We start from the raw sequence: 22260 nt of genomic DNA, 5'->3' as shown, positions 1-22260 counted from the left end.
CGCATGATCTTCCCCACACCCTGGAAGCACCGCCGAACCTCCCAGTAGACCCTCTCGGATCCCTCCGGGGAAGCCCCTTGCACGGCGGCCCCGTACCATGGGACATAGCCGTGGCGCGTCCGCCCGGCGGGCGTAAGAGGAACTGACGCCGATTCCCACGATCCGAGAGAAGCGCAAGCCACCCATGCCCACGCGCCACGACATCCGTAACGTCGCCATCGTCGCCCACGTCGACCACGGCAAGACGACCATCGTCGACGCCATGCTCAAGCAGGCCGGTGCCTTCGCCGCCCACCAGCAGCTCGACGACCGCATGATGGACTCGAACGACCTGGAGCGTGAGAAGGGCATCACGATCCTCGCCAAGAACACGGCGGTGAAGTACCACCCCAAGGACGGCGGGGCCCCGATCACGATCAACATCATCGACACCCCCGGCCACGCCGACTTCGGTGGCGAGGTCGAGCGCGGTCTGTCGATGGTCGACGCCGTCGTCCTGCTGGTGGACGCCTCCGAGGGTCCGCTCCCGCAGACCCGCTTCGTGCTGCGCAAGGCCCTCCAGCAGCGCAAGCCCGTCATCCTCTGCATCAACAAGACGGACCGCCCGGACTCCCGGATCGACGAGGTCGTCAACGAGACCTACGACCTCTTCCTGGACCTGGACGCCGACGAGGACCAGATCGAGTTCCCGATCGTCTACGCCTGCGGCCGCGACGGCATCGCCTCGCTGACCAAGCCGGAGGACGGCACGGTCCCGCAGGACTCCGAGAACCTGGAGCCCTTCTTCTCCACGATCCTGGAGCACGTCCCGGCCCCGTCGTACGACGAGGAGGCCCCGCTCCAGGCCCACGTCACCAACCTGGACGCCGACAACTTCCTCGGCCGCATCGCGCTGCTCCGCGTCGAGCAGGGCGAGCTGCGCAAGGGCCAGACGGTCGCGTGGATCAAGCGGGACGGCACGATCTCCAACGTCCGCATCACCGAGCTGATGATGACCGAGGCGCTCACCCGCAAGCCCGCCGAGGTCGCGGGCCCCGGTGACATCTGCGCCGTCGCCGGCATCCCCGACATCATGATCGGCGAGACCCTGGCCGACCCGGAGAACCCGATCGCGCTCCCGCTGATCACGGTCGACCAGCCGGCCATCTCCATGACCATCGGCACCAACACCTCGCCGCTCGTCGGCCGCGGCGGCACCGGCAAGGGCGCGGACGCCAAGGCCGCGGTCAAGGACCGCAAGGTCACCGCCCGCCAGGTGAAGGACCGCCTGGACCGCGAGCTCGTCGGCAACGTCTCGCTCCGCGTCCTGGAGACCGAGCGCCCCGACGCCTGGGAGGTCCAGGGCCGCGGCGAGCTCGCGCTCGCCATCCTGGTCGAGCAGATGCGCCGCGAGGGCTTCGAGCTCACCATCGGCAAGCCCCAGGTCGTCACCAAGGAGGTCGACGGCAAGATCCACGAGCCCGTCGAGCGCCTCACGGTCGACGTGCCCGAGGAGCACATGGGCGCCGTCACCCAGCTCATGGGCGTCCGCAAGGGCCGCATGGACAACATGTCGAACCACGGCTCCGGCTGGGTCCGCATGGAGTTCGTCGTCCCGTCCCGCGGCCTGATCGGCTTCCGCACGGAGTTCCTGACCCAGACCCGCGGCACCGGCATCGCCCACTCGATCCACGAGGGCCACGAGCCGTGGTTCGGCCCGCTCCAGACCCGCAACAACGGCTCCCTGGTCGCCGACCGCGCCGGCGCGGTCACCGCCTTCGCGATGACCAACCTCCAGGAGCGCGGCGTCCTGTTCACCGACCCCGGCACCGAGGTGTACGAGGGCATGATCGTCGGCGAGAACTCGCGTTCCGACGACATGGACGTGAACATCACCAAGGAGAAGAAGCTCACGAACATGCGGTCCTCGTCGGCCGACTCGTTCGAGGCGATCGTCCCGCCGCGCAAGCTCTCCCTGGAGCAGTCCCTGGAGTTCTGCCGCGACGACGAGTGCGTCGAGGTGACCCCGGAGGCCGTCCGCATCCGCAAGGTCGTCCTGGACCAGAAGGAGCGCGCCCGCTCCGCCTCGCGCGCCAAGAACGCCTGAGGCCGGGGCTCCTGAAGGGGAGCCCCGCCGGCCCGACGGGGCCCCGGTGACAACACCGGGGCCCCGTCGGGTTTTTCCGCGTGGATACACCGGTGACACGGGGGTACTACTCCGGTGCCGGATCATGGGGGAACTCGTGGCTCCGGAGGGCCGTTGACCGAGGGCCGGGCCTCCCGCGAGGGGTGCCGGACCTCCCGGGCCTGTGGTATGAGGTGCGGGCCGGAGGAGGGTCTCCGTCCGGTCCCCCGTCAAGTCGAATACAGCGACCAAGTGTCCGGATAGCGGGCATCACTCTCCGGAACGTGTATTAACAGTCCGTTTCGGGGGTGTCTGTCTGCACTCACTTTGTCCGGATTTCGGTATCCAGGGCCTTGGTGATGTTGTCAAAACGAGACCGCTTAAGTGTGGTTTACGGCCCGGACGTGCCTAATAGTTGGCTCCATTGAGCTCGGGTCAATGGGTCACGCACTGTGGGGAGTGCCGACTCACGAGCACACTCGGGGCACTTGAGTCCAAAGCCGTCAGGGGTGTCGGCGAAACTCGGAGTGCCTCTCTTGTAGTGACAAAGTGGACTCATGAGGAGGAACCCATGCGCGGTGCCAAGAGCGCCAAGTGGGTAACGGGCGCGATCATCGTCGCCCTGGCTGCGACCGCCTGTGGCGGGGGTGACGGCAACGAGGGCTCGAAGGCCAAGGGTCAGGTCGACCCGAACGGCATCTTCACCACCGACCTGGGTGAGCCGGAGAAGCTGCTCTACACCGGCGACACGATGGAGTCGAACGGCGCCGGCGTGATGAAGGCCGTCTTCTCGCAGCTCGTCGGCTACAAGCCCGACGGCTCGCTGGAGATGATCAACGCCGAGTCGCTCACCACGAGCGACTCGAAGAAGTGGACCGTCAAGCTCAAGGCCGGCTGGACCTTCCACGACGGCACCCCGGTGACCTCCAAGTCCTTCGTGGACGCGTGGAACTGGAACGCCAACGTCAAGAACGCCATGGGCCTCTCCTCGTGGTTCTCCGACATCGTCGGCTACGACAAGGTCCACCCGGAGGCCGAGGGCGCCAAGCCCACCGCCGAGACCCTGGCCGGCCTGAAGATCGTCGACGACACGACCTTCACCATCGAGCTGACCCAGCCGGTCCCGTACTTCGGTCACAAGCTCGCGTACACGCCGTTCGCGCCGCTCCCGGAGTCCTTCTACAAGAACCCGAAGGCCGCCGCCGAGGCGCCCGTGGGCAACGGTCCCTACAAGTTCAAGAGCTGGGACCACAAGAAGAAGATCGAGGTCGTCCGCTTCGACGGCTACAAGGGCCCGAACAAGGCGAAGAACGGCGGTGTGGTCTTCAAGAACTACACCACCCTCGAGACCGCCTACGAGGACCTGAAGTCGGGCAACCTCGACATCATCCGTCAGATCGGTCCGAAGGACCTCCCGGTCTACCACACGGACCTCGGTGACCGCGCGGTCGACGCCGACCACGCCGCCATCCAGTCCATCGGTGTCGCGTTCTACGCCGACCAGTGGGCCAAGCCGAAGCCGGTCGACGTCCGCGTCATCCAGGGCCTCTCGATGGCGATCGACCGCGCGACGATCACCAAGACGGTTCTCCAGGGCACCCGCAAGCCGGCCACCGGCTGGGTCCCCGAGGGCATCCTCGGCTTCCAGGAGAACGCCGCGGGCGACGTCACCAAGTTCGACCCGGCCAAGGCCAAGGACCTCATCAAGCAGGGTGGTGGCGTCCCGAACAACAAGATCTCCATCCAGTTCAACGCGGATGGCGGTCACAAGGAGTGGGTCGACGCTGTCTGCAACAGCATCACCCAGGCCACCGGCGTCGAGTGCGTCGGCGACAGCAAGACGGACTTCCAGGCCGACCTGACCGCTCGCAAGACGAAGCAGGTCAAGTCCCTGTACCGCTCCGCCTGGTCGCTGGACTACCCGGTGAACGCCAACTTCCTCAAGGACCTGTTCCTGAGCACCGCGGCGGGCAACCAGGGCGGCTTCGTCAACAAGGATCTCGACAAGATGATCCTCGAGGCCGACTCCGCCCCCTCCCTGGAGGAGTCGGTGAAGAAGTACCAGGCCGTGGAGAAGGAGCTGGTCAAGACCATGCCCTCCATCCCGCTCTGGTACTACAAGGTCAACGCGGGCTACTCGGAGAAGGTCACCGGCGTCAAGTACGGCCAGGACGGCGACCCGATCCTGACCGGCGTCGAGGTCTTCAAGTAAACCGCCCAGCGTAGTCCGCAAGCCGTGGCGGGGGTCGTGAACCCTCGACTCCCGCCCGGCGCTTACGTGGTGGCCGGGGGGCCCTTCCTCGAAAACCGCCGTGCCCGTACCCAAAGGCACGACGGCGGGGGAGGGCCCGTGGGCTGCCGTCACATCTCAACGGAGGCATGATGGGGCGTTATGTCGTACGACGACTGCTCCAGATGATCCCGGTTTTCCTCGGGACCACCCTGCTGATCTTCCTCATGGTGCACAGCCTGCCCGGCGACCCCGTGCTGGCCATGTTCGGCGACAAGGGCGCCGATCCGGCGACGCTCGCCGCGAAGCGCCATGAGCTCGGTCTCGACAAGCCGCTTTGGCAGCAGTACTTCTTCTATATGCGGGACATGCTCCTGCACCTGGACTTCGGTACCCAGATCCGCAACGGTCTGCCGGTCACCGACGTGCTGGGCGACGCGTTCCCCATCACCCTCCAGCTGGCCACCCTGGCGTTCGCCATCGAGCTGGTCTTCGGCATCACCCTCGGTGTCATCGGCGGCCTGCGCGCCGGCCGGCTCGCGGACAACGCGATCCTGATCTTCACGCTGCTGATCATCTCGATCCCGGTCTTCGTCCTCGGCTTCATCATCAAGATGGTCTTCGCGTTCAACCTGGGCTGGATCCAGCCGAACGTCAGCACCGAACCGCAGTGGGGCGAGCTGCTCGCTCCGGCCATCGTGCTCGGCTGCCTCTCCCTCGCGTACGTGGCGCGTCTGACGCGTACGTCCATGGCGGAGAACCTGCGCGCCGACTACATGCGCACGGCCGTCGCCAAGGGCCTGCCGCGCCGCCGGGTCATCGGCGTGCACCTGATGCGCAACTCGATGATCCCCGTGATCACCTTCCTCGGCACCGACATCGGCGCCCTGATGGGCGGCGCGATCGTCACCGAGTCGATCTTCAACATCAAGGGTGTCGGCGGTGTGATCGCCGAGTCGATCTCCCGTCGTGAAGGCTCCACCCTGGTCGGCCTGGTCACCATCCTGGTGATCGTCTACCTCGTCACCAGCCTGCTCATCGACCTGCTGTACGCGGTCCTGGACCCGAGGATCCGGTATGCCTGACGTGACCAAGACCGCCACCGCCGCCCCGGACGCGGTCGCCACCCCCTCGGTGGACCCGTCCGCGCCGGTGGAGAAGCCGGAGAAGGCCCGCAGTCTCTGGGGCGACGCCTGGGCCGACCTGCGCCGCAACCCGTACTTCATCGTGTCGACGGTGCTGATCGCGCTGCTGCTCCTCATCTCGGCGTGGCCGACCCTCTTCACCAGCGCGTCCCCGACCGCCGGTGACCTGGTCAACCACTTCCTGGGCAAGCCCGAGCTGAGCAAGGTCGGTTCGCCGGAGTGGCTCGGCTACGACCAGCAGGGCCGTTCCGTCTACGCCCGTCTGATCCACGGCACCAGCGCCTCGGTCACGGTCGGCATCGCGGTCACCGCGATCGTCACCGTCGTCGGCGGCATCATGGGCATGATCTCGGGCTACTTCGGCGGGATGATCGACGCGGTCCTCTCCCGGATCACCGACGTCTTCTTCGGCATCCCCTTCCTGCTCGGCGCGATGGTCGTCCTCCAGGCCTTCGTCGAGCGCACCGTCTGGGTCGTCGTCTTCGCCCTCGCCTTCCTGGGCTGGACCCAGATCACCCGCGTCATGCGCGGTGCGGTGATCACGATCAAGCAGGCCGACTACGTCCACGCGGCGAAGGCCCTCGGCGCCGGCACCACCCGGATCCTCTTCCGGCACATCCTGCCGAACGCCATGGCCCCCGTGATCGTCGTCGCGACGATCGCGCTCGGCGGTTACATCTCCGCCGAGGCGACGCTGTCCTACCTCGGCCTCGGCCTCGCCGCCCCGACCGTCTCGTGGGGCGTGGACATCTCCGCCGGCGTCGCGCAGATCCGCGTGGCCCCGCACGTCCTGCTCTGGCCGTCGATCATGCTGAGCATCACCGTCCTGGCGTTCATCATGCTCGGCGAAGCCGTTCGCAACGCCCTCGACCCCAAGCTGCGCTGAGGAGGGCGTAACAACGATGAGCACCATCGACAAGACCGCGACCGTCCCGGCGCCGCGAGAGAACAGCGACCACAACGGTCCGCTGCTCGAAGTCAAGGACCTGCACGTCGAGTTCCACACCCGCGACGGAGTGGCCAAGGCGGTCAACGGAGTCAACTACTCGGTCGACGCCGGCGAGACCCTCGCCGTCCTCGGCGAGTCCGGCTCCGGCAAGTCCGTCACCGCCCAGGCCATCATGGGCATCCTCGACATGCCGCCCGGCAAGATCCCCCAGGGGGAGATCCTGTTCCGCGGCGAGGACATGCTCAAGATGTCCGACGAGGAGCGCCGGAAGATCCGCGGCCGCAAGATCGCGATGATCTTCCAGGACGCGCTCTCCTCGCTGAACCCCGTCCTCTCCGTCGGCTACCAGCTCGGCGAGATGTTCCGGGTCCACCACGGCATGTCCAAGAAGGACGCCAAGGTCAAGGCCATCGAGCTGATGGACAAGGTCAAGATCCCCGCCGCCAAGGCGCGGGTCAGCGACTACCCCCACCAGTTCTCCGGCGGCATGCGCCAGCGCATCATGATCGCGATGGCGCTCGCCCTGGAGCCCGACCTGATCATCGCCGACGAGCCGACCACGGCCCTCGACGTGACGGTCCAGGCCCAGGTCATGGACCTGCTCGCGGAGCTCCAGCGCGAGTACAACATGGGCCTGATCCTCATCACCCACGACCTCGGCGTCGTCGCCGACGTCGCGGACAAGATCGCCGTGATGTACGCCGGCCGGATCGTCGAGCAGGCGCCCGTCCACGAGCTGTACGCGCGCCCGGCCCACCCGTACACCCGGGGTCTGCTCGACTCGATCCCGCGCCTGGACCAGAAGGGCCAGGAGCTGTACGCGATCAAGGGTCTGCCGCCCAACCTGCTCAAGGTGCCCAGCGGCTGCGCCTTCAACCCGCGCTGCCCCAAGGCCACCGACCTCTGCCGTACGGAGATCCCGGCCCTGGTGCCGGTCACCGAGCAGGACGGCGCGGATCTGCCGGGCCGCAAGAGCGCCTGCCACTTCTGGAAGGAGACGATCCATGGCTGACCTCAGCAAGAACGACGAGGCCGTGGCCGCCGCCCTGGACGTCCCCGTCCAGCGGGGGGAGCCGATCCTCCAGGTGCGCAACCTGCAGAAGCACTTCCCGCTGACGCAGGGCATCCTCTTCAAGAAGCAGGTCGGCGCGGTCAAGGCCGTGGACGGGGTCTCCTTCGACCTCTACCAGGGCGAGACCCTCGGCATCGTGGGCGAGTCCGGCTGCGGCAAGTCCACGGTCGCCAAGCTCCTGATGAACCTGGAGCGGGCCACCGCCGGCGAGGTCTTCTACAAGGGCCAGGACATCACCAAGCTGTCCGGCCGCGCCCTGAAGGCCGTCCGCCGCAACATCCAGATGGTGTTCCAGGACCCGTACACCTCGCTGAACCCGCGCATGACGGTCGGCGACATCATCGGCGAGACCTTCGACATCCACCCCGAGGTGGCCCCGAAGGGCGACCGGCGCCGCAAGGTGCAGGAGCTCCTCGACGTCGTCGGTCTGAACCCGGAGTACATCAACCGGTACCCGCACCAGTTCTCCGGCGGCCAGCGCCAGCGCATCGGCATCGCCCGCGGCCTCGCGCTCAACCCGGAGATCATCATCTGCGACGAGCCGGTCTCGGCCCTGGACGTCTCCGTCCAGGCGCAGGTCATCAACCTGATGGAGAAGCTCCAGGACGAGTTCAACCTGTCCTACATCTTCATCGCGCACGACCTGTCGATCGTCCGGCACATCTCGGACCGCGTGGGCGTCATGTACCTCGGCAAGCTCGCCGAGATCGGTACGGACGAGGAGATCTACGAGCACCCCACGCACCCGTACACCCAGGCGCTGCTCTCCGCCGTGCCGGTGCCGGACCCGACGGCGCGGGCCAACCGCGACCGCATCATCCTCACGGGCGACGTGCCCTCGCCGGCGAACCCGCCGTCGGGCTGCCGCTTCCGCACCCGCTGCTGGAAGGCCCAGGACAAGTGCTCCACGGAGCAGCCCGTCCTGGCGATCCCGGAGCGCTTCCGCGGCCAGGACACCCTCGCCGCCCACGAGTCGGCGTGCCACTTCGCCGAGGAGCGGGACGTCGTCCACGCGGGCTGACCGACCGTGACGGCCCGAAGGACCAGGGCCCCTCGCACCCCCGCCGGGTGCGAGGGGCCCTTTCCGTGTCCCCGTACGTCCTCCTGCCCTCACTCGGGTGCCGTAAAAGTGCACCAGCGTCAATATCGGGTGATATTGGGCCCTAAGTCACGCTCAGGACAATCGGGAGGCACTCCATGCGCGGAGCCACGCACGCCAAGTGGGCCGCACTGGCCACCGCCGTCGCCCTCGCGGCGACCGGCTGCGGCGGCGGTGACGACAGCGGCGGCGGCGGAGGGGCCGACGGCATCGTGAGCTCCTCCTGGGGAGACCCGCAGAACCCGCTGGAGCCGGCGAACACCAACGAGGTCCAGGGCGGCAAGGTCCTCTCGATGATCTTCCGCGGTCTCAAGGAGTACGACCCGAAGACCGGCGAGGCCAAGGACATGCTCGCCGAGAAGATCGAGACCACCGACTCCACCAACTTCACCATCACCGTCAAGGACGGCTGGACCTTCTCCAACGGCGAGAAGGTCACCGCCCAGTCCTTCGTCGACGCCTGGAACTACGGCGCCGCCCTGAAGAACAACCAGAAGAACGCCTACTTCTTCGGCTACATCGAGGGCTACGACAAGGTCCACCCCGACAAGGGCGAGGCCACCGCCGACACCCTGTCCGGCCTCAAGGTCACCGGCCCGCAGACCTTCACGGTGAAGCTCACCCAGAAGTTCTCGACCTTCCCCGACACCCTCGGCTACGCGGCCTTCGCCCCGCTCCCGAAGGCGTTCTTCGACGACCACGCCGGCTGGCTGGCCAAGCCCGTCGGCAACGGCCCGTACACCATCGACTCGTACGCCAAGGGCTCCCAGATGCAGCTCAAGCGCTGGGACGACTACCCCGGCGAGGACAAGGCGCAGAACGGCGGCATCACCCTCAAGGTCTACACGGACAACAACACCGCGTACACCGACCTGACCGCCGGCAACCTCGACCTCGTCGACGACGTGCCCGCCTCCCAGCTGAAGAACGTCTCCGCCGACCTCGGCGACCGCTACATCAACACCCCGGCCGGCATCATCCAGACCCTCTCCATCCCGTTCTACGACCCGGACTGGAACAAGCCCGGCCAGGAGAAGCTCCGCCAGGGCCTGTCGATGGCCATCGACCGGAACCAGATCACCGAGACGATCTTCCAGAAGACCCGCACCCCGGCCGTCGACTGGACCTCCCCCGTCCTCGGCGAGGAGGGCGGCTTCAAGGACGTCTGCGGCGACTTCTGCAAGTACGACGCCGCCCAGGCCAAGAAGCTCGTCGCCGAGGGCGGCGGCATCCCCGGCGGCACGATGAAGATCTCGTACAACGCCGACACCGGCTCCCACAAGGAGTGGGTGGACGCCGTCTGCAACTCCATCAACCGCGCCCTCGGCGACAACAAGGCGTGCGTCGGCAACCCCGTCGGCACCTTCGCCGACTACCGCAACCAGGTCACCACCCAGAAGCTCGACGGACCCTTCCGGGCCGGCTGGCAGATGGACTACCCGCTGATCCAGAACTTCCTCCAGCCGCTGTACTACACCGGCGCCTCGTCCAACGACGGCAAGTACACCAGCGCCGACTTCGACAAGCTGGTGAACCAGGCCAACGCCGAGACCGACATCAAGAAGGCCGTCGGCCTCTTCCAGCAGGCCGAGGAAGTCCTCCGCGACGACATGGGCGCCATCCCGCTCTGGTACCAGAACGGCAGCGCCGGCTACTCCGAGCGGGTCGAGAACGTCACCCTTAACCCGTTCAGCGTCCCGGTCTACAACGAGATCAAGGTCAAGTGACCGCCCGGGGCCCGTCCGGCGGCCCCCGCCGGACGCGTCCCGGCAGGCCGTAGCAGATCGGCGCCGTACGGCCCGGCCCGCGGACCTCCCGCGCCGGGCCGTACGCCTTCCCCCGCTCTTCCCCGGAGCCAACCCCCGGAGCCCCCCATGGGTCGATACGTGATCCGGCGGCTGCTGCAGATGATCCCGGTCTTCTTCGGCGCCACGCTGTTGATCTTCCTGATGGTGAACGTGATGGGCGACCCCATCGCCGGACTGTGCGGCGACCGCGCCTGCGACCCGGCGACCGCCGCCCAGCTGAGGAAGGAGTTCGGTCTAGACAAGCCGGTCTGGCAGCAATACCTGACCTACATGGGCAACGTCTTCACCGGCGACTTCGGCACCGCCTTCAACGGGCAGCCCGTCACCGAGCTGATGGCCCAGTCCTTCCCGGTCACCCTGCGGCTCACCATCGTCGCCATCCTCTTCGAGATCGTCATCGGCATCAGCCTCGGCGTCGTCACCGGCCTCAAGCGCGGCCGCCCCGTCGACACCACCGTCCTGCTGCTGACCCTGGTGGTCCTCTCCGTCCCCACCTTCGTCACCGGTCTGCTCGTCCAGCTGCTCCTCGGCGTCAAGTGGGGCTGGATCAAGCCGGCCGTCTCGCCCGAGGCGCCCTTCAGCGAGCTGATCGTCCCCGGCCTCGTCCTCGCCTCGGTCTCCCTCGCGTACGTCACCCGGCTCACCCGCACCTCGATCGCCGAGAACAAGCGGGCCGACTACGTCCGCACCGCCGTCGCCAAGGGCCTCCCGCGCCGCCGGGTCATCAGCCGCCACCTGCTGCGCAACAGCCTCATCCCGGTGGTCACCTTCATCGGCGCCGACATCGGCGCCCTCATGGGCGGCGCCATCGTCACCGAACGGATCTTCAACATCCACGGCGTCGGCCTCCAGCTCTACAACGGCATCGTCCGGCAGAGCACCCAGACCGTCGTGGGCTTCGTGACGATCCTCGTCCTGATCTTCCTGCTGGCCAACCTCCTGGTGGACCTCCTGTACGCCGTCCTGGACCCGAGGATTCGCTATGCCTGAGCCGATCGAGCCCTACGAAGAGGGCCGAGCCATCGCCGCCACCGGCGCCGGGGGCGCGACCGACCTCGCCCTGTCCGAGGCCGAGACCCTGGAGAAGACCCCCGGCGGCCCCCAGGGCACCGGACCCGACAAGAAGGCCCGCTCCCTCTGGTCCGACGCCTGGCGCGACCTGCGGCGCAACCCGGTCTTCATCATCTCCGGGCTCGTCATCCTCTTCCTCGTCGTCATCTCCATCTGGCCCTCCCTGATCGCCTCCGGGGACCCCCTCGACTGCGACCTGGCCAAGGCCCAGGAGGGCTCCCAGCCCGGCCACCCCTTCGGCTTCAACGGCCAGGGCTGCGACGTCTACACCCGCACCGTCTACGGCGCCCGCACCTCGCTCACCGTCGGCGTCCTCGCCACCCTCGGCGTCGCCGTCCTCGGCTCCGTCCTCGGCGGCCTCGCCGGCTTCTTCGGCGGCGCCTGGGACGGCGTCCTCTCCCGGATCACCGACGTCTTCTTCGCCATCCCCGTCGTCCTCGGCGGCCTGGTGCTGCTCTCCGTCGTCACCAGCTCCACCGTCTGGCCCGTCATCGGCTTCATGGTGCTGCTCGGCTGGCCGCAGATCTCCCGCATCGCCCGCGGCTCGGTGATCACCGCGAAACAGAACGACTACGTCCAGGCGGCCCGCGCCCTCGGCGCCTCCAACTCCCGGATGCTGCTGAGGCACATCACGCCCAACGCCCTCGCGCCCGTCATCGTCGTCGCCACCATCGCGCTCGGCACGTACATCGCCCTGGAGGCGACGCTCTCGTACCTCGGCGTCGGCCTCAAGCCGCCCACCGTCTCCTGGGGCATCGACATCTCCTCGGCCTCGCAGTACGTCCGCAACGCCCCGCACATGCTGCTCTGGCCGGCCGGCGCGCTCGCGATCACGGTGCTCGCCTTCATCATGCTCGGCGACGCCGTCCGCGACGCCCTCGACCCGAAGCTGAGGTAGGGACCCATGCTGCTCGAAGTGCGCGACCTGCACGTGGAGTTCCACACCCGCGACGGGGTGGCCAAGGCGGTCAACGGAGTCAACTACTCGGTCGAGGCCGGCGAGACCCTCGCCGTCCTCGGCGAGTCCGGCTCCGGCAAGTCCGTCACCGCCCAGGCCGTCATGGGCATCCTCGACATGCCGCCGGGGAAGATCCCGAAGGGGGAGATCCTCTTCAAGGGACAGGACCTGCTGAAGCTCAAGGAGGAGGAGCGCAGGAAGGTCCGCGGCGCCAAGATGGCGATGATCTTCCAGGACGCCCTGTCCTCGCTCAACCCCGTCCTCAGCGTCGGCGAACAGCTCGGCGAGATGTTCATCGTCCACAAGGGCATGAGCAAGAAGGACGCCCGGGCCAAGGCCGTCGAGCTGATGGACCGGGTCCGCATCCCCGCCGCCAGGGAACGCGTCGGCCAGTACCCCCACCAGTTCTCCGGCGGCATGCGCCAGCGCATCATGATCGCCATGGCGCTCGCCCTCGAACCCGAGCTGATCATCGCCGACGAGCCCACCACCGCCCTCGACGTCACCGTCCAGGCCCAGGTCATGGACCTGCTCGCCGAGCTCCAGCGCGAGTACAACATGGGCCTGATCCTCATCACCCACGACCTCGGCGTCGTCGCCGACGTCGCGGACAAGATCGCCGTGATGTACGCCGGCCGGATCGTCGAACAGGCCCCCGTCCACGAGATCTACAAGGCGCCCGCCCACCCCTACACCCGGGGCCTGCTCGACTCGATCCCGCGCCTGGACCAGAAGGGCCAGGAGCTGTACGCGATCAAGGGCCTGCCGCCCAACCTGCTCGCCATCCCGCCCGGCTGCGCCTTCAACCCGCGCTGCCCGATGGCCCAGGACGTCTGCCGCACCGACGTGCCCCCGCTGTACGAGGTCACCGAGTCGCCCGTCCCGCGTGCCAGCGCCTGCCACTTCTGGAAGGAGTGCCTCCATGGCTGAGGCGATTCTCGAGGTCCGGGACCTGCACAAGCACTACCCGCTGACCCAGGGCATCCTCTTCAAGAAGCAGGTCGGCGCGGTCAAGGCGGTCGACGGCGTCGACTTCGACCTCGCCTCCGGCGAGACCCTCGGCATCGTCGGCGAGTCCGGCTGCGGCAAGTCGACCGTCGCGAAGATGCTGGTCAACCTGGAGAAGCCGACCTCCGGCTCGATCAAGTACAAGGGCGAGGACCTCACCAAGCTCTCCCCGCGCGCCCTGAAGGCCGTCCGCCGCAACATCCAGATGGTCTTCCAGGACCCGTACACCTCGCTCAACCCCCGCATGACGGTCGGCGACATCATCGGCGAGCCGTACGAGATCCACCCCGAGGTCGCGCCCAAGGGCGACCGGCGCCGCAAGGTCCAGGACCTCCTCGACGTCGTCGGCCTCAACCCCGAGTACATCAACCGCTACCCGCACCAGTTCTCCGGCGGCCAGCGCCAGCGCATCGGCATCGCCCGCGGCCTCGCGCTCCAGCCCGAGATCATCGTGGCCGACGAGCCGGTCTCCGCCCTCGACGTCTCCGTCCAGGCGCAGGTGGTCAACCTGCTCGACCGGCTCCAGTCCGAGTTCGCCCTGTCGTACGTCTTCATCGCCCACGACCTCTCGATCGTCCGGCACATCTCGGACCGGGTCGGCGTCATGTACCTCGGCCGGATCGTGGAGATCGGCACCGACGCCCAGATCTACGACCACCCCACCCACCCCTACACCCAGGCGCTGCTCTCCGCCGTGCCCGTGCCGGACCCCGAGGCCCGCGCCCACCGCGAGCGGATCATCCTCACCGGCGACGTGCCCTCCCCGGCCAACGTGCCCTCCGGCTGCCGCTTCCGCACCCGCTGCTGGAAGGCGCAGGAGCGGTGCGCCCTGGAGGTCCCGCTGCTCGCCGTCCCGGCCGTCTTCCGGCTCACCGACAGCCCCGCCAGGCACGACTCCGCCTGCCACTTCGCGGAGGAGAAGCAGGTCGTCCCGCCGGAGGACTCGCTGGCCCACGCGGCGCCCCTGGAGGACGGCCCGGCCCCGGTGGAGGCGGCCCGCGAGGCGGCCTCCGAGGAGGGGGCCGAGGAGGAGGCGGTGGCGATCGCCGAGGCCGACGAGGCGGCGGCGGAAGGCCGCGGGGCCGGCGGAGCGGGCGGGGACGGGAGCGACGGGGCGGGCGGGGCGGGCGAGGGGCGGCCCGAGGAGCCCGGAGGGCCGAAGACGCTGTAACGCCCCGGCAACCCCCGGGACTCGGATCCGATATCCGGATACCGGATCCTGCTGTGCGTGCGGCCGTGCGGGTGCCGTCGGCCGGCGGAGCCCCCTCGGGGCCCCGCCGGCCGTTACTCCGTCACCTCCGCCCCGGCGGTACGGCGGAACCGCTTGTTTCGGCCGCGCCTGACCGTGAGTATCGGCCCCGTGACTCTGACACGACCGGCGCGCCTCCTCGGGGCCGCGCTCGCCGCCGGGCTCGCCCTCGTCCCCTTCACCTGGGTCCTGTGCGACCTCGCGGCCCTCGGCTCGCCGGCGGAGCTGTTCTGGTCCTGGACCGGCAGCCGCTTCGGGACCGGCCGCGTCCGGGCGGCCACCACCCTGCTCGACCCGCTCCTCTGCCTCGCCGCCACCGGCACCGTCGTCGCCGCCCTCCGCTCCCGGCACGCCGCGGGCGCGCTCGCCGCCACCGGTGCCGTCACCCTCGCCGTACGGCTCCCCGGCCTGTGGACCCACGGCACCGGGCCGCTCGTCACCGCTCTGCTCGAACTCGCCCTCGCCGCGGGCCTCCTCACCACCGCGCTCGCCGGCCGCCGCCCGCCCGCGGGGCCCGGCGAGCGCACCCCCACCCGGCCGCGCCCCGGGCAGGCCGCCGCCGCGGGCGCCCTGCTCGCCGTCGCCGGCCTCGTCCTGCTGGCCTGGGAGCTCCGCTGGGCGGCCGAACTCGCCCCCCGCTTCGCCGTCGACCGCTTCACCGGCGGCCGGTCCGTCCCCGGCGCCGCCCTCGGCGTGCCGCCCGGCTGGCTCGCCCTCGTCCTCACCGGCCTCCACCTGACCGCCGCCGCCTCCGCCTTCGCCGCGGCCCGCCACACCCGCCCCCTCGGCCTCCTCGCCGGCGGTCTCCTCCTCGGCACCGGCCTCGCCGAGGCCGCCCGCCTCGCCCGCCTCCACCTCCACCCCGACGTCCGGTACGTCGTGGCCCCGGAGCTGGACCTCCCCGCCCTCGCCACCACCCTCTACGGGGTGCTCGCCGGGGCCGCCGTCCTCCTCCTGCTGGCCGGACGCGGCGCCCCCGACCCCGCGCCCGCCCTCCGGTCCCCGGCGGCGGCCCCGGCCCCGCCCTATCCGCGCCCGCCCGGCTGGTGACCCGGGAAGCCGCCCAGCGACCGCTTCAGGAAGTCGACCTGGAGCAGCAGCAGGTTCTCCGCCACCTGCTCCTGCGGGGTCATGTGCGTCACCCCCGACAGCGGCAGCACCTCGTGCGGGCGGCCCGCCGCGAGCAGCGCCGACGACAGCCGCAGCGCGTGCGCCACGACCACGTTGTCATCCGCGAGCCCGTGCACGACCATCATCGGCCGGGCCGGCTCCGCGGGCGCCGACAGGCCGTCGTCGGTGAGCAGCGACTGCGCCGCGTACACCTCCGGATCCGCCTCCGGCGTGCCCAGGTACCGCTCGGTGTAGTGGGTGTCGTACAGCCGCCAGTCCGTCACCGGCGCCCCCACCACCGCCGCGTGGAAGACGTCCGGCCGCCGCAGCACCGCGAGGCCCGCCAGATAGCCGCCGAACGACCAGCCCCGCACCGCCACCCGCGACAGGTCCAGCGGGAACCGCTCCGCGAGCGCCCGGACCGCCGCCACCTGGTCCTCCAGCGCCACCGAGAAGTCCCGCAGCACCGCCTTCTCCCACGCGGGGGATCGCCACGGGGTCCCCCGGCCGTCCGCCACCACCACCGCGAAGCCCTGCTCGGCGAACCACTGCGAGGTCAGGTGCGCGTTGTGCGCCGCGACCACCCGGGGCCCGTGCGGGCCGCCGTACGGATCCATCAGCACCGGCAGCGGCCCGTGCCCCTCCTCGTACCAGGACGGCAGCAGCACCGCGCAGGGGATCCGCCGCTCACCCGCCTCGGTGAACACCGGCCGCGCCCGCAGCGGCGGTTCGGCCGCGTACGAGGCCACCACCGCCACCTCCCGCCCGTCCCGCAGCACCCGCGCCACCGGGCCCGGCGTCCCCGGCCGCGAGGACACGAGCACGGTCACCGCGCCCGAGCGCACCGCCCCGTGCCAGCCCGCGCCCTCCGAGACCCGCTCCGCGCCCCGCGCCGACACCCGGTAGACGTGCGTCTCGCCGGTCTCCGGGTCCGCCGCCGCCGCGCCCGCCGACGCGGACACCAGGATGTCGTCCGGGCCCGCGTCGAGGACCGCCCGCACGTGCAGCGCCGCGTCCGTCAGCCGCTCGTCGCCGACGGTCAGCGCCCGCGCCCCGTTCTCGTCGCCGATCCGCACGAGCCGCCCGTCCGGGGACCAGCACGGCACCCCCGGCAGCAGCTCCACCCAGGCCGGGTCCTCCTCGGTCCGCACGGCCGCCGTCGCGCCCGTCTCCGGGTCCACCGCGAGCACCAGCCCGCTCCGCTGGTCCCTGGCCTGCACGAACAGCAGCGGCGCGTCCGCCCCCGACCAGTGCGCGCGGGCGAGGTAGGGGAACCGCCCGCGGTCCCACACCACCTCGGTGCGGGTCCCGTCGATCCCGTACAGGAAGAGCCGCACCTCCGCGTCGGGGGTGCCCGCCGCCGGGTACGCCACCCGCTGCGGCTCCCGGTCCGGGTGCGCCGGGTCCGCGATGAACCAGCGGCGCACCGCGCGGTCGTCCGCGCGGGCCACCAGGAGCCGGTCCGAGGCGGGCGACCACCAGAATCCGCGGTCCCGGCCCATCTCCTCGGAGGCGATGAATTCGGCCAATCCGTAGGAGGTGTCCGGGTCCTCCGGAACCGCCAGTTCCACGTCTCCGGAACCGTCCGCTCCGACCACCCGGAGTGTGCCGTCCGTCACATACGCCACCCATCGTCCGTCCGGCGAGGGGCGCGGGTCGAGCACCGGCCCCGGCACCGGCAGCTCCCGCGCCTCCCCGCCCTTCCCGGCCGCCCCTCCGGCTTTGAGACCGACCGTGAACAGCCGTCCGGACAGGGCGAACGCCGCCAGCTCCACCGACGCGTCCACCGCGTAGCCCACGATCCCCGAGGAACCCTCCCGGCTGCGCTCCCGCCGGGCCCGCTCCTCGGGCGACAACTCCTCCTCCGCCCCCGCGAGCAGCGCGGACGGCTCCGCGACGACCCGCTCCGCCGGCTCGCCGCCGTCCGCCGGCAGGTCCAGCACCCACAGCCGGTGCGTCCGGTCCGTGCCCGAACCGGAGCGCACGAAGACGATCCGCTCGCCGTCGGGCGAGACCGTGAAACCGCGCGGGACGCCCAGCCCGAACCGCTGGGTCCTGGCGTGGAGTCGGGGGAAGGAAAGCCCCTCGGAAGGGGCGGACGCGTACTCCTGAGGCATGGTCATAAGGCTGAAAGTAGCGCTGTGCGCGCCCCTCGCGCGCCTGTACGCCGATCAATGCGCGGGTACGGATAGTTATGATCCGTAGCGCTTGGTGGGTACCCCTTCGTGGGTATGCACCGGCGTGCGGACCGCGGGCACGTGCCCGGGGACCGCGCCGCTGGAACAACCGCCCGACCCCGTGACCGAACCATCCGACCGAAGGTGGAGGTGAACCACTGTGACAACCTCGCTCTCCATCTCTGCGGTGGTGCTGCTGGCGATCGTCGTCTTCCTGCTGATCCGGAAGTCCGGACTCAAGGCCGGGCACGCGGCGATCTGCGCGCTCCTCGGCTTCTACCTCGCCAGCTCCTCCCTCGCGGACTCCATCTCCACCCTCACCACCAACGTGTCGAGCATGATCGCCGGACTCAAGTTCTGACCCGGGCGGTTGCCGGCGGCCCCGCCTCGTAGGGTGGGGCCATGACCGATCTCCCCGCCCGTCGTCTGCTCCTCGTGCACGCGCACCCCGACGACGAGTCGATCAACAACGGCGCCACCATGGCCCGGTACGCGGCCGAAGGCGCCCTTGTCACCCTGGTCACCTGCACCCTGGGCGAGGAGGGCGAGGTCATCCCGCCCGGCCTCGCCCATCTGGCCCCCGACCGCGAGGACCGGCTGGGCCCCCACCGCGTGGGAGAGCTCGCCGACGCCATGGCCGCCCTCGGCGTCACCGACCACCGCTTCCTCGGCGGCGAGGGCCGGTTCCGCGACTCCGGCATGATGGGCGTCCCCCAGAACGAGCGCGAGAACGCCTTCTGGAACACCGACGTCGACACCGCCGCCGCACCGCTCGTCGCGATCGTCCGCGAGGTCCGCCCGCAGGTCCTCGTCACCTACGACCCCGACGGCGGCTACGGCCACCCGGACCACATCCAGGCCCACCGCGTCGCCATGCGCGCCGCCGAGCTCGCCGCCGACCCCGGCCACCGCCCCGACCTCGGCCCCGCCCACGCCATCGCCAAGATCTACTGGAACCGGGTGCCCCGGCCCGTCGCCGAGGCCGGTTTCGCCCGCCTCGCCGCCGAGGGCTCTGCCTTCCCGGAGGACGCCGCCGTCGAGGACGTGCCCGGCGTCGTCGCCGAGGACCGGATCACCGCCGAGATCGACGGCGGCGACCTCGCCGACGCGGGCTCGTACGCGGCCCGCAAGAGCGCCGCCATGGCCGCCCACGCCACCCAGGTAGCCGTCGACGGCCCCTGGTTCGCCCTCTCCAACGACCTCGGCCAGCCCCTCTTCACCACCGAGTACTACGAACTCGTCCACGGCACCTCCGGCGCCCCGGCGGGCGAGCGCGAGACCGACCTCTTCGCCGGACTCTCCCTGGAATCCACCGAATCCACCGAATCCGCCGCATCCGGCAGATCGGATGAATCCGCCGGATCCGCCGGGCTCGCCGCGGAAGGCGGGGCGACCGCCCGATGAGCACCGCACCCGCGTCCGCGCCCGCCCCCGCCGTCCGGTACGCCCTCTACGCCGGACTCCTCGTCCTCGGCGCCCTCGTGGGCACCGCGGGCGCCCTCGTCCAGGCCGCCTGGTTCCCCCTCGGCCTGCTCCTCGCCCTCCTCGCCACCGCCGCCCTCTTCTACGGCGGCATGCGCGCCACCGGCAACCAGCTCGGCCTCGCCGCCCCCGCCGGCGGCTGGCTCGTCGCCGTCATCGTGCTGAGCCTCGGCCGCCCCGAGGGCGACGGACTCTTCGGCGGCGGCATCGGCGAGCTGCTCTTCCTCTTCGGCGGCATGGGGGCCGCTGTGATCTGCACCACCGTCAGCAGGCTCCCGCAGGGCTCCTCCTAGAACACTCCGCAGGCCGCGCCGCGTATCCCCCGTGAGCGGCCGGAGTTCCCACCGGGCGGATAACCGGCGGCGCCGGACAGTATGGTGGTGCGCGCCGCCGAACCGCCCGGGACAGTACGAGCATCAGCAAGAGCGGGCGGCGGAGCCAACCGGGAGATCCTGCTTTGAGTCGTGAAACTGGTCGAGAGACCGACAGCTCGTCCCCCAGCCCCCAGGGGCGCGGCGGGGCCGCCTACCCGTCGGGAACCCAGCCGTACGGATCCCGCCAGTACCCCTCGCTCCATCCGGCGCAGGACGCGCCGGACGAGGCCCCCGCCGCGCCCGCGCCGCCGGAGGAGCCGAAGACCGAGACCACCCTGACGACCCGGATCCGCATCAACATTCCGGGTTCGCGGCCGATCCCGCCGGTCGTGGTCCGCAAGCCCGTCGCAGGAGCGGCCGACGAGACCGCCGCGCCGGTCGCGCCCGAGCCGGAGAGGCCCGCGCCGGCCCCCGAGCCCGCGCCCGAACCGGCCCCCGCGCCGGTCGCGCCCGAGCCGCCGCAGGCCGCCGCCGAGGCCCCCAGGGCCAAGGAGACCAGCGACTGGTTCGCGCCGCGCAAGAACGGCGCCCCGGCGGCCCCCCAGGCCCCCGCCGCGCCCGCGGCGGGCCCCGGCGCCCCCGCGGCCCCCGCGCCCGCCCCGAAGGCCCTCGGCGGCCCGCAGACGCCCGGCACCGGCTTCGCGGGCTCCGCGACCGCCGGCGTGCCCACGGTCGGCTCCGCGCCCTCCAGCCACCCCGTCAGCAACCCGCTGTACGACACCGGCACCCTCCCCGGCTACGACGGCACCCCCGCCGCCGGAGTCCCCCTCTACGACGGCCCCCGCCCCGGCGACGCCCCGGCGTACGAGGGGACCCCGGCCGGCGGCACCCCCCTGTACGACGGGACCCCCGCCGGCGGCACCCCGGCGTACGACGGGACGCCCGCCCAGGGCACCCCCCGGTACGACGGCCAGCCCACCGGTCCGACCACGGGCCCGGCCAGCGGCATCGCCGACCTCGGCGGCGGCGCGCCCCGGCGCCCCGCCATGCCCCGGCGCCCCACCGGCCCGGCCGCGGGCGCCCCGGCCGCGCCCGGCGGCCCCGGTCCGTACGGGCCCGGCGGCGCGCCCCGGATGTCCGACGACACCGCCGTCCTGACGCCCCAGCAGCCCGCCCCCGCGCCCGCCCAGGGCCGTCCGGGCGCCGGCGGCCCCGGCGGCCAGGTGTCCGGCGACACGCTCACGAGCGGCATCCCGGTCGTGCCCCCGGCCGCCGGCCGGCCCGGTCCCGGGCCGCGCGCCGGAGGCCCGGCGGCGGAGCCCCGCCCCGGCCGCCAGGAGCAGGCCCCCAGGCCCGCGCCCGCCCCCGCGGCGAAGCCCGCCCCGAAGCCCGCGCCCGCCCCGGCCAAGAAGGGCCGCTCCAAGCTGGTCCTCGCCGCCGTCGGCGTCGTCGGCCTCGTCGGCGTCGCCTACTGCGCCGGACTCCTCCTCAACCACTCCGACGTCCCCAAGGGCACCACCGTCCTCGGCGTCGACATCGGCGGCGGCACCAAGGAGGAGGCCGTCAACAAGCTGGAGGCGAGCCTCGGCAAGCGTGCCGCGACCCCGCTCCAGCTCTCCGTGGGCGGCCGCAAGGTCCAACTCGCCCCCGACAAGGCCGGACTCGCCCTGGACAGCCAGGAGACCGTCCGGGGAGCCGCGGGCAGCGACTACAACCCCGTCTCGGTGATCGGCTCCCTCTTCGGCGGGGAGCGCGTCGCCAAGCCGGTCTTCCCGGTCGACGACGAGAAGCTCGCCGTCGCCCTGCGGGACCTCGCGGGCAGCTCCTCCTCGGCGACCGAGGCGACGATCCTCTTCGCCCCGAACAAGGTCACCGCCGTCGAGGGCAAGCCCGGCAAGGGCCTCGACGTCCAGCGCTCGATGATCTCCGTCAAGGACGCCTTCCGCGCCCAGGTCGAGACCGGCGTGACCAAGGTCGTCGAACTCCCGGTCAGCGTCCGCAACCCCACGGTCACCAAGGCCGAACTGGACCGGGCGATGAAGGAGTTCGCCGAGCCCGCCATGTCCGGCCGGATCACCGTCCGGGCGGGCGGCAAGGCCATCGACTTCGGCCCGGCCCGCTCGCTGCCGCAGATCCTCTCCATGAAGGCCGTCGACGGCCACCTGGTGGAGGTCTACGACAAGGAGGCGATCACCCGCCTCATGGAGAACACCTTCAAGGGCGTCATGGTGACCAAGGGCGACGGCAGCAAGCACGAGGTCTCCGCCGACGAGGTCGCCTTCGTCATGCGCGACGCCCTGCGCGGCAAGAGCAAGGCGGAGCGCACCGCCACGATCGACCTCGAAGGCAACGGCTGACCCCCGCCGCCCCGAGCCCCCCCGCGCCGGCCCCCGAGCTCCCCGAGCCCGGGGGCCGACCCGTACGCCCGACCCGGCCCGTACGGCCCCGGCCCGCGCCGCCCCCGGCCCGCACCGTTCCCGTCCG

Annotated in this window: 17 protein-coding genes; 16 read left to right on the top strand and 1 reads right to left on the bottom strand. The window is 71.0% G+C overall.

All coding sequences use genetic code 11. From position 1 onward, the window contains the following. Positions 1 to 184 precede the first annotated feature (184 nt). The 12 genes from typA to IE326_RS06605 all read left to right on the top strand — a co-directional run bounded on the left by typA (position 185) and on the right by IE326_RS06605 (position 15743). Positions 185 to 2086 carry a translational GTPase TypA gene (gene typA, locus IE326_RS06660; protein ID WP_150231364.1) on the top strand — a complete coding sequence of 634 codons (1902 nt, stop codon included), beginning with the start codon at positions 185 to 187 and terminating at the stop codon, positions 2084 to 2086. Between the two features lie 589 nt (positions 2087 to 2675). Further along, positions 2676 to 4316: a peptide ABC transporter substrate-binding protein gene (locus IE326_RS06655; protein ID WP_150231366.1), complete on the top strand. Its 1641-nt coding sequence runs from the start codon at positions 2676 to 2678 to the stop codon at positions 4314 to 4316. A gap of 170 nt (positions 4317 to 4486) precedes the next feature. After that, positions 4487 to 5419 carry an ABC transporter permease gene (locus tag IE326_RS06650; protein WP_170313926.1) on the top strand — a complete coding sequence of 311 codons (933 nt, stop codon included), beginning with the start codon at positions 4487 to 4489 and terminating at the stop codon, positions 5417 to 5419. Beyond that, positions 5412 to 6365: an ABC transporter permease gene (locus IE326_RS06645; RefSeq protein ID WP_150231370.1), complete on the top strand. Its 954-nt coding sequence runs from the start codon at positions 5412 to 5414 to the stop codon at positions 6363 to 6365. Before IE326_RS06650 ends, IE326_RS06645 begins: the two co-directional genes overlap by 8 nt. A gap of 16 nt (positions 6366 to 6381) precedes the next feature. Next, positions 6382 to 7440 (top strand): ABC transporter ATP-binding protein, encoded by a 1059-nt coding sequence (locus tag IE326_RS06640; protein WP_150231372.1) that lies wholly within the window; start codon positions 6382 to 6384, stop codon positions 7438 to 7440. Continuing rightward, positions 7433 to 8521 carry an ABC transporter ATP-binding protein gene (locus IE326_RS06635; protein ID WP_030747241.1) on the top strand — a complete coding sequence of 363 codons (1089 nt, stop codon included), beginning with the start codon at positions 7433 to 7435 and terminating at the stop codon, positions 8519 to 8521. Before IE326_RS06640 ends, IE326_RS06635 begins: the two co-directional genes overlap by 8 nt. 176 nt (positions 8522 to 8697) lie before the next feature. After that, positions 8698 to 10326: a peptide ABC transporter substrate-binding protein gene (locus tag IE326_RS06630; RefSeq protein WP_190041043.1), complete on the top strand. Its 1629-nt coding sequence runs from the start codon at positions 8698 to 8700 to the stop codon at positions 10324 to 10326. Positions 10327 to 10473: 147 nt separating this feature from the next. Beyond that, positions 10474 to 11397: an ABC transporter permease gene (locus tag IE326_RS06625; protein WP_150231376.1), complete on the top strand. Its 924-nt coding sequence runs from the start codon at positions 10474 to 10476 to the stop codon at positions 11395 to 11397. Further along, positions 11390 to 12376 carry an ABC transporter permease gene (locus IE326_RS06620; protein WP_150231378.1) on the top strand — a complete coding sequence of 329 codons (987 nt, stop codon included), beginning with the start codon at positions 11390 to 11392 and terminating at the stop codon, positions 12374 to 12376. Before IE326_RS06625 ends, IE326_RS06620 begins: the two co-directional genes overlap by 8 nt. A 6-nt stretch (positions 12377 to 12382) precedes the next feature. Beyond that, entirely contained in the window at positions 12383 to 13366 is a 984-nt protein-coding gene (locus IE326_RS06615) for an ABC transporter ATP-binding protein (protein WP_150231380.1), read from the top strand. Beyond that, the gene (locus IE326_RS06610; protein WP_190041042.1) at positions 13359 to 14615 is read left to right on the top strand and encodes an ABC transporter ATP-binding protein; all 1257 of its coding nucleotides are present in this window, start codon (positions 13359 to 13361) and stop codon (positions 14613 to 14615) included. Before IE326_RS06615 ends, IE326_RS06610 begins: the two co-directional genes overlap by 8 nt. 189 nt (positions 14616 to 14804) lie before the next feature. Continuing rightward, positions 14805 to 15743: a hypothetical protein gene (locus tag IE326_RS06605; protein WP_190041041.1), complete on the top strand. Its 939-nt coding sequence runs from the start codon at positions 14805 to 14807 to the stop codon at positions 15741 to 15743. Here IE326_RS06605 and IE326_RS06600 read toward each other — a convergent pair. Then, positions 15719 to 17926: a S9 family peptidase gene (locus IE326_RS06600; protein ID WP_190041040.1), complete on the bottom strand. Its 2208-nt coding sequence runs from the start codon at positions 17924 to 17926 to the stop codon at positions 15719 to 15721. The two genes, IE326_RS06605 and IE326_RS06600, sit on opposite strands and share 25 nt — an antisense overlap. 214 nt (positions 17927 to 18140) lie before the next feature. Between IE326_RS06600 and IE326_RS06595 the strand changes: the two genes are divergently transcribed. The 4 genes from IE326_RS06595 to IE326_RS06580 all read left to right on the top strand — a co-directional run bounded on the left by IE326_RS06595 (position 18141) and on the right by IE326_RS06580 (position 22133). Beyond that, complete coding sequence (locus IE326_RS06595; protein WP_030747260.1) at positions 18141 to 18341, top strand: hypothetical protein; 201 nt, start codon at positions 18141 to 18143, stop codon at positions 18339 to 18341. A gap of 41 nt (positions 18342 to 18382) precedes the next feature. Continuing rightward, positions 18383 to 19384 carry an N-acetyl-1-D-myo-inositol-2-amino-2-deoxy-alpha-D-glucopyranoside deacetylase gene (gene mshB / locus IE326_RS06590; RefSeq protein ID WP_190041039.1) on the top strand — a complete coding sequence of 334 codons (1002 nt, stop codon included), beginning with the start codon at positions 18383 to 18385 and terminating at the stop codon, positions 19382 to 19384. Further along, the gene (locus tag IE326_RS06585) at positions 19381 to 19755 is read left to right on the top strand and encodes a DUF6113 family protein (RefSeq protein ID WP_150231388.1); all 375 of its coding nucleotides are present in this window, start codon (positions 19381 to 19383) and stop codon (positions 19753 to 19755) included. Before mshB ends, IE326_RS06585 begins: the two co-directional genes overlap by 4 nt. A 164-nt stretch (positions 19756 to 19919) precedes the next feature. Then, a complete protein-coding gene (locus IE326_RS06580) occupies positions 19920 to 22133 on the top strand; it encodes a peptidoglycan binding domain-containing protein (RefSeq protein ID WP_190041038.1) in 2214 nt (737 codons plus the stop codon). The last annotated feature ends 127 nt before the right edge of the window (positions 22134 to 22260 follow it).

The organism is Streptomyces filamentosus, assembly GCF_014654895.1.
GTDB classification, from domain to species: Bacteria; Actinomycetota; Actinomycetes; order Streptomycetales; family Streptomycetaceae; genus Streptomyces; species Streptomyces filamentosus.
The sequence above is the reverse complement of the archived record's forward strand: the minus strand, read 5'-3'. Positions and strand labels throughout refer to the sequence as shown.